11 protein-coding genes are annotated in these 13,680 nt (G+C 64.4%); 5 read left to right on the top strand and 6 right to left on the bottom strand.

What is annotated here, in order from left to right:
* Nucleotides 1-31: 31 nt before the first annotated feature.
* Both pnuC and I7X09_RS07205 read right to left on the bottom strand, forming a co-directional pair.
* Nucleotides 32-682, bottom strand: a complete 651-nt coding sequence (pnuC, locus tag I7X09_RS07210) for a nicotinamide riboside transporter PnuC (protein WP_200316230.1) — start codon at nucleotides 680-682, stop codon at nucleotides 32-34.
* Nucleotides 682-2,346 carry a peptide chain release factor 3 gene (locus I7X09_RS07205; protein ID WP_442800594.1) on the bottom strand — a complete coding sequence of 555 codons (1,665 nt, stop codon included), beginning with the start codon at nucleotides 2,344-2,346 and terminating at the stop codon, nucleotides 682-684. The genes pnuC and I7X09_RS07205 overlap by 1 nt, the downstream gene beginning before the upstream one ends.
* Before the next feature lie 292 nt (nucleotides 2,347-2,638).
* Between I7X09_RS07205 and I7X09_RS07200 the strand changes: the two genes are divergently transcribed.
* The gene (locus tag I7X09_RS07200) at nucleotides 2,639-4,273 is read left to right on the top strand and encodes a fatty acyl-AMP ligase (protein ID WP_124567123.1); all 1,635 of its coding nucleotides are present in this window, start codon (nucleotides 2,639-2,641) and stop codon (nucleotides 4,271-4,273) included.
* Between the two features lie 3 nt (nucleotides 4,274-4,276).
* On the opposite strand, the gene pth is transcribed toward I7X09_RS07200, so the two are convergent.
* Both pth and I7X09_RS07190 read right to left on the bottom strand, forming a co-directional pair.
* Nucleotides 4,277-4,849 (bottom strand): aminoacyl-tRNA hydrolase, encoded by a 573-nt coding sequence (gene pth / locus I7X09_RS07195; RefSeq protein WP_200316228.1) that lies wholly within the window; start codon nucleotides 4,847-4,849, stop codon nucleotides 4,277-4,279.
* A 109-nt stretch (nucleotides 4,850-4,958) separates the two neighbouring features.
* Complete coding sequence (locus tag I7X09_RS07190; RefSeq protein WP_003946242.1) at nucleotides 4,959-5,567, bottom strand: 50S ribosomal protein L25/general stress protein Ctc; 609 nt, start codon at nucleotides 5,565-5,567, stop codon at nucleotides 4,959-4,961.
* A 290-nt stretch (nucleotides 5,568-5,857) separates the two neighbouring features.
* On the opposite strand from I7X09_RS07190, the gene I7X09_RS07185 reads away from it, so the two are divergent.
* Nucleotides 5,858-7,063 (top strand): GAF domain-containing protein, encoded by a 1,206-nt coding sequence (locus I7X09_RS07185; protein ID WP_234036827.1) that lies wholly within the window; start codon nucleotides 5,858-5,860, stop codon nucleotides 7,061-7,063.
* Here I7X09_RS07185 and I7X09_RS07180 read toward each other — a convergent pair.
* A complete protein-coding gene (locus I7X09_RS07180; RefSeq protein ID WP_200316227.1) occupies nucleotides 7,060-8,520 on the bottom strand; it encodes an FAD-dependent oxidoreductase in 1,461 nt (486 codons plus the stop codon). The genes I7X09_RS07185 and I7X09_RS07180 overlap by 4 nt on opposite strands.
* Before the next feature lie 82 nt (nucleotides 8,521-8,602).
* On the bottom strand, nucleotides 8,603-9,784 hold the full coding sequence (locus I7X09_RS07175; protein WP_124567121.1) for an aminotransferase class V-fold PLP-dependent enzyme: 1,182 nt from the start codon (nucleotides 9,782-9,784) through the stop codon (nucleotides 8,603-8,605).
* A gap of 14 nt (nucleotides 9,785-9,798) precedes the next feature.
* Here I7X09_RS07175 and I7X09_RS07170 point away from each other — a divergent pair, with 14 nt between their 5' ends.
* The 3 genes from I7X09_RS07170 (at nucleotide 9,799) to egtB (ending at nucleotide 13,679) form a co-directional block, all read left to right on the top strand.
* Nucleotides 9,799-11,073: an APC family permease gene (locus I7X09_RS07170; RefSeq protein WP_200316226.1), complete on the top strand. Its 1,275-nt coding sequence runs from the start codon at nucleotides 9,799-9,801 to the stop codon at nucleotides 11,071-11,073.
* A 78-nt stretch (nucleotides 11,074-11,151) separates the two neighbouring features.
* Nucleotides 11,152-12,375 carry an ergothioneine biosynthesis glutamate--cysteine ligase EgtA gene (gene egtA, locus I7X09_RS07165; protein WP_124567119.1) on the top strand — a complete coding sequence of 408 codons (1,224 nt, stop codon included), beginning with the start codon at nucleotides 11,152-11,154 and terminating at the stop codon, nucleotides 12,373-12,375.
* Complete coding sequence (gene egtB, locus I7X09_RS07160; RefSeq protein WP_095972129.1) at nucleotides 12,372-13,679, top strand: ergothioneine biosynthesis protein EgtB; 1,308 nt, start codon at nucleotides 12,372-12,374, stop codon at nucleotides 13,677-13,679. Before egtA ends, egtB begins: the two co-directional genes overlap by 4 nt.
* Nucleotide 13,680: the final 1 nt, after the last annotated feature.

The following is a 13,680-nucleotide window of genomic DNA, read 5'->3' as shown; positions in this document are numbered from 1 at the left end:
CGACGCAAACATACCAGGAGTTCGTTTATGGTCACACCCCTTGTGGAGTTCGGCGTTGAATGCGCAGCCACATTGCGAAGCCCCACAATACGAAGAATGCGTAGACCAGATAGAGGATCGCCGAAGGGTAGTAGCCGGCTCGGAAGAGAAGGGGAACACCAACGGCGTCGACGCCGATCCAGATGAGCCAGAACTCGGTCCAGCCGCGTGCCATGCCGTACGTCGCGAGGATGGAGCCAGTGAAGATCCAGGCCTCCGCCCACGCTCCGTACGAGCCGAGAAGGTCGAAGATCCAGGCGAAAGCGATTGTGCCGCTTGCCATGACGGCGATCATGGCGACGCGCTCGCGGGCTGTCGCCCAATGGGGCAGGACTGCGCGACCGGAGTCACGTGCCCCACGTCGCCACTGGGTCCATCCGTAGATGCTGACGGTGACGAACAACAACTGACGGCCGGCCTGGCCGTAGAGATTGAGCTCTTGCGGCGTGTGGAAAAGCGCGCCCATGAACACCGTGAACAACAAGGCATTTCCGGCTATTCCGACAGGCCACGCCCATACCGAGCGTCGCGCACCCGCGATCGCGGAGCCAATTCCGAACGCGTTTCCGATGATCTCTCGCCAGAGAATCGTGGCGCTGCCGATGTGCAGTTCGGCGTCGAACAGCGCCTCGATCAGGCTCATCAGTCCGCAGCAGCGACGAGGGGTTCGAGCGTCAGGTCCGGGAGTTCCTTCTGGATGTACTGCAGTCGCCACTTGTCACTGACCAGGGCGAGCAGGACGCCGTCGGATCGCGTGAAGACCTCCACACCGCGCTGACGGTTCAGTTCGACCTCGGACGCGGCGTCGGTACGGCGAGCCAATGCGTAGCCGAGCGGTTCCATCTTGGCCTCGACGTTGAACTCGGCCTTCATGCGCGCTGCGACAACCTCGAACTGCATCGGACCGACAGCCGCCATGACGGGGGAGGCGTCGCCGCGGATGTCGTTGCGAAGAATCTGGACGACGCCCTCGGAATCGAGTTGGTCGACTGCACGACGGAACTGCTTGTACTTGCCGGCGCTTTCGGCGCGCAGGATCGAGAAGTGTTCCGGCGCGAACGACGGAATCGGCGGGAACTCCACCTTCTTCTCGGTGTACAGCGTGTGACCGGGTGCGAGTGCGGTGGCGTTGACGAGGCCGACGACATCGCCGGGGAACGCGGATTCGACGGTGGAACGTTCACGGCCGAACACCGTCTGCGCGTACTTGGTCGTGAAGGGCTTGCCGGTTTGGGCGTGCGTGACGACCATGCCGCGCTCGAACACGCCGGAGACGATGCGCATGAATGCCAGTCGGTCACGGTGCGCGGTGTCCATACCGGCCTGCACCTTGAAGACGACCGCGCTGAACGGATCGGTGACCTCGCGCGGCTTACCGCTGAGGTCTTCGCGGCCCCGCGGCGGCGGCGCCAATTCGACGAGAGTGTCGAGGATCTGGCGGACACCGAAGTTGAGCATCGCGGACGCGAAGATCACCGGGGACGTCTGACCGGCGAGGAACATCTCCTGATCGTGGTCCTGGCCGGTAGCGGAGAGCAGCTCACTCTCCTCGGCCGCGGTCTCCCACTCGGAGCCTTCCTTGGCGAGCGCCGCGTCGGCGTCCATGACCTCTTCGGGGGCGATCTTCGCGCCGCCTGCGGTACGGGTGAAGCGGACGTACTCGCGAGCCTCACCGTCTTCGCCGCGCCGCAGCAGTCCGCGGAAGTCGCCGGCGATGCCGACGGGCCAGTACAGGGGAGTGGGAGTGAGGCCGATGCGTTCGCTGATCTCGTCGAGCAGTTCGAGAGGAGTCTGACCGGGCCGGTCCCACTTGTTGATGACAGTGATGACCGGAATGCCGCGGTGGCGGCATACCTGGAACAGCTTGAGCGTCTGCGGTTCGAGGCCCTTGGCAGCGTCGATGAGCATGACCGCCGCGTCGACGGCGGTCAGGACGCGATACGTGTCCTCGGAGAAGTCGGAGTGACCGGGGGTGTCGACGAGGTTGATGACGTTGATCTGCTCGTCCGGCGTCTCGGAGGAGTGGTAGTTGAACTGCAGTGCGGTGGAACTGACGGAAATGCCGCGGGCCTTCTCCATCTCCATCCAGTCCGAGACCGTCGACTTGCGGCCGGCTTTGCCGTGAACGGCGCCGGCCTCGGAGATCTTCTTCGCGTGCAGTGCGAGCGCTTCGGTGAGTGTCGACTTACCGGCGTCAGGATGCGAGATGACGGCGAAGGTGCGGCGACGCTCCACCTCTGCGGACAAGCCCTTGGTGGTCGTCGTGACCGCGACCGACCCGCTCTCAGTGGAATCGGGGCCTTCGATGTCGGACTGGACAGTCGAGTCGGTAGGGACGGTCGAGTCGGACGGGGTAGTCAACGAAGAACCTCTCGAAGTGGGCGTCGGTGCCGGCGACGTGCCGGTGCGCGGACGGGTGGACAGTGCGGCAGCACAACAGAGAAAGGATACTCGCAGACCACAATGCAATAGCCACTGCGGCGTAACACTCGGCGAACGATCGCTGATTATCCATGTATGTGTGTGTTCGAACACACAGCCATTTGTGTCCTGCGAAGAGTTGCACTGATCGAAGAGTGACACTGACCGAGGAGTTGCGTTGAGCAAGTTCACCGAAGAGATGTATGCGACCGCCGCAGTCACCGACCGCGGCCTGGTGACGGGAGAGCCGGACAACGCTTTCCGTCAGACCTGGGGCGACATCCACCAGGAAGCTCGGCGCATGGCCGGTGGCCTGGCCGACGTCGGTATCGATCGCGGCGTCGCGATCGGCATTCTCGCCGGACAGCCCGTCGACATCGCACCTGCCTGCCAGGCGACGTGGATGCGCGGTGCGTCGGTGACGATGCTGCATCAGCCGACCCCCCGAACGGATCTGGGTGTCTGGGCTCAGGACACCGAGACGGTGATCGACATGATCTCGGCAAAAGCCGTCATCCTGGGTGCGCCCTTCGACGCGGCCAAACCGCTCCTCGAAGAGCGTGGCATCACCGTCGTGACAGTGGACGAGCTTCGTGGCGGAACATCGATCGATCCTGTGGAGACGGCCGAATCGGATATCGCTCTCCAGCAGCTGACGTCCGGTTCCACCGGATCACCCAAGGCCGTCCAGATCACGCACGAGAACTTCTACACAAATGCGTACGCGATGATCAACCGCATCAAGTTCTCCATCGAGGACGACGTGATGGTGAGCTGGCTTCCGTTGTTCCACGACATGGGCATGGTCGGGTTCTTGACGGTTCCGATGCAGGTGGGCGCGGAGGTCATCAGCATCACGCCGATGGACTTCCTCCGCACCCCGGTGCTGTGGGCGGAACTGATGGGCAAGTACGGCGGAACTGTCACTGCCGCACCGAACTTCGCATACTCCCTCTTGGCTCGTCGACTCGCACAGGCAGAGGACGGGGCAGTCGATCTGTCCAGCGTCCGATACATGTGGAACGGTGCCGAGCCGGTGGATCCTGACACGATGGATGCCCTCGCCGAGGCGGGCGCGCGTTTCGGGTTGAACCCGACTGCTCTGGCCCCCGTGTACGGAATGGCGGAAACCACCCTGGCCGTGTCGATTCCGGATCCCGATCAAGGCCAGGTTCTCGACTACGTCGATCCAGACTTTCTCGAGTCGATGTCTCGGGCGGTGCCGTCCAATCGTCCCAACGCTCGCGCCCTCGCCACACTCGGAAAGATGGTGCCTGACCTCGAGGGTCGCATCGTCGATCGTGACGGCCAGGTGCTCCCGGCCCGAGGCGTCGGAATCATCGAGGTTCGCGGCAAAGCAGTCACTCCAGGGTATGTCACAGTCGACGGACACAAGCCGGCGCAGGACGCCGACGGTTGGCTCGATACCGGTGACGTCGGCTATTTCACCGAAGAAGGCCTGGTCGTGGTGTGCGGGCGCGTCAAGGACGTCATCATCATGGGCGGCCGGAACGTGTATCCGACCGACATCGAGCGAGCGGCCGGAAGTGTTGCCGGTGTGCGTCCCGGAAACGCCGTCGCCATTCGCCTCGATGCCGGCCAGAAGCGTGAGAGCTTTGCGGTCGCCGTCGAGACCAACGCTTTCGAGGATCCGGAAGAGGTCAAGCGTATCGAGCGTGAAGTGGTCCACGCCGTGGTTGCCGACGTCGGTGTCCGACCTCGCGCCGTTGCGGTCCTGGGGCCCGGCAGTATCCCGAAGACGTCGTCGGGAAAGCTCCGACGAGCCAATTCGGCTGCCCTGCTGGGTAACTGACCGTCAGTGCAGGCGGTTCTGTGCGGCTTCCAGGCCGAGTTCGAGCAGTAGTTCCACGGCATCCGCGGCCTCTTCGCACACGAGATCGAGTTCTTTTCGCTCCGTGGACGAGAACGGCTTGAGAACGTAGTCCGCCGGGTCCATGCGGCCCGGCGGGCGACCGATCCCGACGCGCGTGCGCAGGTAGTCCTTGGTGGTCAACGAACTCGAAATGGACCGCAGGCCGTTGTGGCCGCCTTCGCCGCCGCCGAGTTTGAGTCGGATTGTCCCGAAATCGAGATCCAGTTCGTCATGGACGACGATGACGTTCGCCGCGTCGACCGAGAAGAACCGCGCGAGACCGGCGACAGCGCCACCCGAGAGATTCATGTACGAGCGTGGTTTTCCGAGAATCACGCGTCGGCCGGCGAGACGACCTTCGACGATTTCGGCGCCACTCTTCTTGTGTACGTTGAACTTTCCGCCCATGCGCCCGGCAAGGGTGCCGGCGACCATGAAGCCGACGTTGTGCCGAGTCTTCTCGTACTGCGGGCCGGGATTACCCAGGCCGATGACGAGTGCGGTATCTGTGCTCAACGGTCGCTACTTTCTGGCTTGTTCTTTTTTCCTGCTACGCGCGAACGGCGCGTCACTCCGAATCGGAATGACGCGCCGCGCGCAGTGAGTTCTGTAGGAACCGAGAGGATCAGGCCTCTTCTGCAGCCTCGTCGGCGGCGGGAGCTTCTGCGCCCTCTTCGAGGTCTGCCTCGGTGGGTGCAGCAACGACGTTGACGATCAGGGTGTCGGCGTCAGCCTGCAGGGTCGAGCCCTTGGGCAGTTCGAGCTGGCTTGCCAGGATCTGGGTACCGATCTCGAGACCCTCGACCGAAACCTCGATCTGCTCGGGGATGTGAAGCGCGTCGGCCTCGATGGAGATCGTGGATGCGTCCTGCGCGACCATGGTGCCTGCAGCCGCGTCACCGACGACGATGACGTTCACGTCGATCGTGACCTTCTCGCCCTTCTTGATGACGAGGAGGTCAGCGTGCTCGATGTAGTTGCGGATGGGGTGCACGACGACCGACTTGGTCAGTGCAACCTGCTCCGTGCCCTCGATGTCGAGGGTGAGGATGGCGTTGGTGCCGTGTGCGCGGAGGATGGCGGCGAAGTCGCGTGCCGGCACGTTGAGGTGGCGGGGATCTTCGCCGTGGCCGTAGAGAACCGTGGGGACCTGGCCGTCGCGACGTGCGCGGCGAGCTGCGCCCTTGCCGAATTCGGTGCGGACGACGGCGACGAGGTTGTTTTCTTCAGACATGATGAAACGGCTCCTACAACTCACGGGGTTCGTGCTCGGTTTACTGACGTGTGGTTTTGCCTGCGACAAGTGAGACAGGCGCGCACACGGCCAGGAGCGAAACGCTCGAGCTGAGCCGTAGCCGCGTCGATCACGGTAAACCTGCAACGTGTGGAACTGCTGCGATTCACCCTCGCCGAGACAACTTTGGATACGTTACCGGAGTTTGCTCCCCGCCGCTAATCGCAGGTGGTGGGGACCTGGCCGTGTGGACGTGGTTCGCGTCACATCGAAAGCGGTAGCCTGACGGAGTGACCACCGTGGGGAACGCTCCCGAAGGCAGTCGGCTCGGTGCCGTCGTGCCGGGTACCGACCTGTCGCAGCATGCCCGCCTACTCAGTCGGGTGCACGACGCAGTTCTCTCCGGGCAGGAACCACCGGCGCAGCCGCGGACCGTCGTGGCGCGATCGTGGTCGAGAGTGGCCGCGGGCGGGCTCACGCCGGATCACTGCGGTGCGTCTGCTGTCGCCGACTTCTCCGAGTTGGAGTCGAGGCGTTCGCGTACCGCGCTGCGCAGCGTTCTGCCGGAACTGCGAACCACGCTCACCGAGGTCGCCGAGGACGCGGGCTTCATCGTGGTCGTTGCCGACGCCGACGGTGTCCTGCTGTGGCGCGAAGGGGCGAAGACCGTCAAACGTGCGGCGGACGCTCTCGGGTTCGCCGAAGGCGCGCGCTGGTCGGAGCAATCGGTGGGTACCAATGCAATAGGCACCGCGCTGATCGAAGATTCTGCGGTGCAACTCTTCTCGGCCGAGCACTATGCGCCGACGCATCACAATTGGTCGTGCACCGGCTCACCGGTTCATGATCCGCGGACCGGCGAGATTCTGGGAGTGGTGGACATCAGTGGGTCCGCAGCCTCGGTGCACCCCACCACTGTCGCGTTGGTCCGAACCGCGGTTCGCCTCGCGGAGGCGACGCTGTGGCGCGAGCACGCGGCTACGCTCGAGCGCCTGCGCTCGCGGGCGGCGCCGCTGTTCGCGGCCGGGACGGGTCCGGCGCTGGTGGTGGACGAGTTCGGCTGGGTGGCAGGCGCCAGCGGAATTGCCGCACCAGACCGCGTGGCGGCACCGAGTGCGGGCAAGCCCGTCATCGTGCCCGGTCTGGGGATGTGTCTGCCTGAGCCACTCGGGGACGGCTGGCTGTTGCGCACCGGCGTAGGCGGACCGGTGATCGAGCTGGAGCTGTCCCTCGGTGCATCGCCGCAGGTGACGGTGCGTGGTGACGCCAACTGGACGCGCGCGCTTTCGCCGCGTCACGCTCAGATCTTGCGGGCCCTGGCAGCCGTCGGTTCGGCGGGCGTGGATGCCGCAGGACTCAGCGAAGTGCTCTTCGGCGATCGCGAGCACGTCGTGGCAGTGCGCGCCGAGGTGTCCAGACTGAGGAAACACCTCGGCGCAGTCCTGCAGACTCAGCCGTACCGCTTTGCCGACGGCGTGCGGGTTGTGGTGACCTAACGCGCCGCGCTGATTCCGGCACGACGTCCGAAGAAGCTGCCGTCGCCGAGGCTGGTTCCGCTGGCGTAACCACCTGCGCAGACACCGGACGTGCAACGGCCTGCCGCGAAGAGCCCGGGGATCGGCGCACCCGAGACGTGCAGAACCTCGGAATCGACGGTGGTCTTCAACCCGCCGAGCGTGAATCCGCCTGTGCGGCCGCGTAGATCGATCGCTGCGAATGGTCCGACGATAGGCTTGACCCACTCCGGCTTCTTCCCCAGCACCGGGTCGGACCCTTCAGACGCGTGACGGTTGTAGAGGTCGACGGTCGATTGCAGCGATCCGGCGGGAAGCCCCATTTCGGCTTCGAGTTCCTCGACGGTTTCCGCTACCCAGGTCGGTTGCGCCCGCAACTGCGCACTGGACGATTCGGCATTCATGCCTTCCTCGTACGCAGCTTCGTCGATCACGAGGAATGTCTGGTTGTCCTGCTGGAACAGTGTTGCTTGTCCGATGCGGCCCGGGTAGGTGTCCTCGGGGATGTATCGCTGACCGCGGCCGTTGACAAGAATGCCGCGCACCATCAATTGTGGGTCGCAGAAGAACGCGACCTCCGTGGCGTCCATGTGTGCGGTGTCGGCGCCGAGAGCCTGACCGATCTGGATTGCTCGGCCGTCGTGGGCCTCGATGGAGGCTGCCGGGTGGCCGAAGATGCGCGGTGCGTTCGAGCGCACCATCTCGTTGTTGTACGCGAAGCTGCCCATCGCCAGCACGACACCCTTGCGGGCACGAATCGCGACGTCTTTGCCGTAACGCTTGGCGAGTACTCCGACAACCCGATCACCGTCGACCACCAGAGTCTGGACGCGCAGGTCGTATTCTGCTCGGACACCGAGCTTTTCGGCCGTCTCGACGAGTGGCTTCATCAGCATGTAGCCGCCGCCCTGCTCACCGGTCTTCTTCTCGGTCATCTGCGGGACGTGTCCGCGGGGCGCGGGATCGACGAGCGCGTTGAACGGCGCAGCGTTCTCACCGCCCGAGTACATGAGGCCGTCGTCGTACGGTGGTTCCCAGCCGGGCTGACCCCAGAACGATTCCTTGAACGGGACGCCGGCGTCGACGAGCCAGTTGTAATGATCGACGCTGCCCTCGCAGTAGGCATCGATCTTTGCGTCGTCGGTTCCGGGTCCGAGCGCTGCCTTCATGAACGTCTTCATGTTCTGGACCGAATCCTCGAACCCACACGCCTTCTGTAGCGGCGTTCCACCGCCCAGGTAGATGAATCCACCCGCCAGTGACGCGGCTCCGCCCCAACCGCCCGTTCGCTCCAGGACGAGAACCTCGGCGCCGGCTCGCGCTGCTTCGATCGCAGCAGTGACGCCGGCGATGCCGTATCCCGCGACGACGACGTCGGCCTCGTAGTCCCAGGTGGTGATGTCGGCAGCGGAGATCGGTCTGACGGTGGGGTCGGCCATGCGAATAGTCCTCTCGGAAGGCGAAACTGCTGATCACCCCACAGTTGCAGTTTCGACTTCCGCAGATCAGGCATGGTCCCGGTCAACGGGAGGTTTGCAGTCTCCTGACTGCTCCCAGAAATGCGTCCAGGTCCGATTCGTCGACGAAGTAGTGCGGCGATGCGCGAACCACGGCGTCGAGCCCGCGGGCATCCATGTCGAGGAGCGTGGACCCGCGACCGCTGACGGTGACGGTGATGTTCTGTGCTGCAAGCTGATCCCGCACAAGGTGCTCGGAAACGCCGTCGACGGTGAAGGAGACGATGCCGCTCAGCTGAGTTCCTCGATCGCGGACTTCGACTCCGGGAATCGCGGCCAGACCTTGCCTCAGTGCGCCGGCTCGGGATTCGATCTGCGCCCACGCCGTGTCGGTGCCGATCGAGAGCAGATAATCGGCGGCGACGCCGAGACCCAGGCGCGCAGCGACACTCGTTTCCCAGAGCTCGAATCGTGTTGCGTCCGGCGCAGGGACGTAGCTGTCCCCGCCGGTCCATTCAGCTCCGTGCAGGTCCATCGCCGCGGGTTCGAGCGCGTCGACGAGTCCGGGGCGGACGTACAGGAATCCGGTCCCGCGTGGCCCGCGAAGCCATTTGCGCCCGGTGGCACTGAGTGCGTCGACGCCGAGTTCGCCGACGTCGATGGGCAATTGGCCGACGGACTGGCACGCGTCGAGCAGAACGAGAGAGCCGTGGGCCCTGGCGAGTTCGACGACCTCACGGACCGGGTTGATCAGGCCGCCGTTGGTGGGGACGTGGACGACGGAGACGAGGCGAACCCGATCGTCGAGCATGGCTTCGAGTGCGTCGAGGTCGATGCGTCCGTCTTGATCGCTCGGAATGATCTCGACTCCGGCGCCGGTGGAGCGCGCCCGACCCAGAGCGGCGATGGCGTTGCTCGCGTATTCGACTCCGCTGATGAGGATTCGATCGCCAGGTCCGAGCGGAACGGCGGCGAAGAAGTCGTTCCACGCGCGGGTTGCGCTGTCCGTCAACGCGATATCGGTTGCCTGAGCGCCGATGACCCGGGCCAGCGAATGCGGAACAGCGGCCAGGGCGCCGCTCTGACGAGCAGCTGCGACGTATCCGCCGACGTCGGCTTCACGTCGCAGGTGCTCGATCATCGTGGTCAGCACCGGCTCGGGCGGGAGCGAGGACCCTGCACTGTCGAGGAACACCTTGTCCAGGCATCCAGGAGTGTCGCGGCGGATCGTGTCGAGATCGAACATGGCACCTTCCGTTCATGTCGGTGTGGTTCAAACTACCTGTGAACGAAGCTGTCCCGATGGAGCGAAGGCTGGGCACGGCCGATGCCGTAGTTATCGGCCTCGGCGCGATGATCGGCGCCGGAGTCTTCGTGGTGTTCGCGCCTGCTGCCGCAGTAGCCGGTACCGGGTTGCTTGTGGGCTTGGCGATCGCAGCGTTCATCGCCTACTGCAACGCGACGTCGTCGGCCCAGCTTGCAGCCAGATACCCCACGTCAGGTGGGACCTACGTCTACGGACGTGAGCAGCTTGGACCTTGGTGGGGGTTTGCCGCCGGCTGGTCGTTCGTGATCGGGAAGACCGCGAGTTGCGCGGCAATGGCTCTGACCTTCGCGACGTACGTTGTTCCGGCGTCCTGGCGTGTTCCCGTTGCGGTGCTGGTAGTAGCGGCGCTGGTTGCGGTCAACTACCGCGGGGTGACACGGACGGCGCACATGGCCAGGGTGATCGTCGCCGTGTCGACGACAGCACTGTGTGTAGCGCTGGTGGTTGCCGTCGTCGGCCCTGGTGCGGTGCGCGAGCTCCCGGATCTCGCGTTCGGGTCGTGGTACGGGATTCTGCAATCGGCGGGACTGCTGTTCTTCGCGTTCGCCGGTTACGCCAGGATCGCGACGCTGGGGGAGGAAGTGCGTGATCCGCGTCGAACGATTCCGCGGGCGATTCTGATTGCACTCACCGTCGCGGTTGTCCTCTATGCACTGGTAGCGGTGGTACTGCTGGTGACACTGGGACCTGATCGGCTGGCGAATGCGGCGCGACCACTGGCAGATGCAGTGGGCGCAGCCGGGTGGAACTGGGCCGTTCCCGTAGTGGTGATCGGTGCCGCGGCGGCGTCGGCGGGGGCGCTGCTGGCTTTGATAGCCGGAGTGAGCCGCACGGCGATGGCCATGGCCCGCGAGCGCGATCTGCCCGTTTCGCTCGCTGCCGTCCATCCGCGGTTCGGGGTCCCCCACCATGCTGAACTTGTGGTCGGTGCCGTTGTGATCGTCTTGGTCTCGACAACCGATCTTCGTGGGGTGATCGGCTTTTCGTCGTTCGGAGTGCTGCTCTACTACTTCGTCGCGAACGTGAGTGCGTACAGCCAACGCGGTGTGGACCGGTTGTATCCGAAGTGGTTGCAGGCCGTCGGCGCGGCTGGTTGTGTCGTTCTGGTGGTCACACTTCCGTGGATCGCGGTTGTTTCCGGGGCAGGTGTGGTTCTCGCCGGTTGTGGGTACCGGTGGATACGACTGAAGAAATTCAACGACACGTAACACCACAAAGGGTGCATCTCGGACGTTGGCGTTCTATCGTCGGTAACGACCGCGAAGACCGCCCGAAGGGGAAGTCGAATGGTGACAGCAGCGTTGACAGCAGCACAGACCACGCAGGTGGATTCACGTCCTGCGGCCGAGGCCTACGTCGGTGGTGTGTGCTTCAAACAGGGGCCACCCCGTTTGGTCGGAGCTGAGCTCGAGTGGCTGACCAGCCAGGTTCCCGGTGGAGAGCGGCCGTCAGCCGCGACTCTGGCAAAGGCACTCGGGCGACACGCACCCACCAGTATCGACCCGGATTCACCGGCGGCGCCGCTTCCACGCGGCAGCCTCGTCACCGTAGAACCTGGCGGACAGATCGAACTCTCCTCAGCTCCGCGCACGTCCGCCCGCGAACTGTGTGACTGTCTCGACGAAGACCGTCGGACTCTCGAAACGCTCCTCGCGTCGTACTCCATAGAAATCAATGCGGCCGCGGCCGACGTCGCCCGCCCACCCTCCCGCATTCTCCGGTTGCCGCGTTACTGCGCAATGGAATCCCGCTTCGCCGGGATAGGCCCGTACGGCACGTTGATGATGTGCAATACCGCAGCAGTACAGGTCAGTGTCGATGCCGGCAGCAGTCCTGAGTCCATCGCCCAGCGTTGGCGACTTCTCGGGGACATGGGCCCGGCCCTCATCGCTGCGTTTGCGTGTTCTCCGCGCCTGCAAGGGGTTCCGAGAGGAGATTGGGCCTCCCAACGCATGCGGACGTGGCTCGAACTCGATTCCTGGCGAACAAGTGCAGTCCCGGAAGCGCAGGACTACGCAGGCTGGGCGCTCGACGTTCCGCTTATGTGCGTGAGGAACGAAGGCGACGATTGGACGGCTCCGCGGGGTGCCACCTTCGGAGACTGGATCGACGGCGCATTGGATGCCGAGATCGGACGCCGACCCGTCTGGGCGGACTTGGACTATCACCTGTCCACGCTGTTCCCGCCGGTTCGCGCTGTCGGCCACCTGGAGGTTCGCTACATCGACGCACAACCGGGGGATCTGTGGCGAGTGCCGATAGCAGCGGTCGACGCGTTACTGTCCGGGCCCGCTGTGATGCGTGAGGCGAGTGATGCTGCAGCGTCAACGGCCGGGCGGTGGCGAGACGCGGCGGAGTACGGCTTGGATGACGTCGAACTACGTTCGGCGGCAACATCTCTGATGTCGCTTGCCGCCTCGTATGCGCCGGAGCCGCAGTTCGTCCGCCTTCTCGATGCCGCTGCCGAACGGTGTTGTCGCGCCATCGTGCCCGGTGAGAGCACCACATGACGGAGGAGGTCACCAAGGAAGCGGTCGAGGCCGTGCTTCTGCGGGCGCGTGAGCGGTCGACGCTGCTCACCGACTGCGTTGACGATACCGAATTGATCGCTCAGCATTCCCCGTTGATGAGTCCGCTCGTGTGGGACCTGGCGCATATCGGCAATCAAGAGGAACTCTGGCTGGTGCGCGACGTCGGTGGCCGCGATCCGGTGCGTAGCGACATAGACGAGCTGTACGACGCTTTCAAGCATTCGAGATCGTCGAGACCCACACTTCCCCTGCTCAACCCGGCCGAGGCGCGCGAATACGTACGTACTGTTCGCGGGAAGGTCTGGGATGTGCTCGAAGCCAGCACGTTCGGGCGCACAGAACTCGACATGGACGGTTTTGCCTTCGGGATGATCGCGCAGCACGAACAGCAACACGCCGAGACCATGCTTGCGACACACCAATTACGTTCGGGGCCCACGGCACTCGTTGCGACACCCGCTCCGCAAGCGGCCCGCATGCCGGAACTCGACGAGATCACGATTCCCGCCGGCCCGTTCGTCATGGGAACCGACGACGAACCGTGGGCACTCGACAACGAGCGCACCGCACATCAGGTCTATCTCACCGACTTCGCGATCGACAGATTCCCGGTCACCAACGGGCAGTTCGTCGAATTCATCGAGGACGGTGGGTATTCCCGCCCGGAACTGTGGTCTCGCGACGGTTGGCGGCATCGTGTCGATGCGAAACTTCGTGCACCCCTGTTCTGGGAACGCGACAGTTCGGGTTGGTGGCACGAGACTTTCGGCGTCGAAGCTCCGGTTCCACCGGACAAGCCGGTAGTGCACGTGAGCTTCTACGAGGCCGAGGCCTACGCCAACTGGGCAGGCAAACGGCTTCCCACCGAGGCGGAATGGGAGAAGGCGGCGCGGTGGGATCCGGAATCCGGAAGATCACGACGGTTCCCCTGGGGGGACGTCCCCGCAGACGAGAATCTCGCCAATCTCGGTCAACGCCATCTTGGTCCCGCCGGCGTCGGCTCCTACCCGGCCGGGGCGTCGGCAGCGGGTGTCGAGCAGATGATCGGCGACGTGTGGGAGTGGACGTCTTCGGGTTTCCATCCGTATCCGGGGTTCCGGGCCTTCCCGTATCGGGAGTATTCGGAGGTGTTCTTCGGCGGCGACTACAAGGTGTTGCGAGGGGGATCGTTCGGGACCGACAGCGTTGCCTGTCGCGGGACGTTCCGCAACTGGGACCACCCGATCAGGCGCCAGATCTTCTCGGGTTTTCGGTGCGCCAGAACGATTTCGGGTAGACCCTGAC

This window comes from Rhodococcus sp. P-2, assembly GCF_016598535.1.
GTDB lineage: Bacteria > Actinomycetota > Actinomycetes > Mycobacteriales > Mycobacteriaceae > Rhodococcus_F > Rhodococcus_F baikonurensis.
The sequence above is the reverse complement of the archived record's forward strand: the minus strand, read 5'-3'. Positions and strand labels throughout refer to the sequence as shown.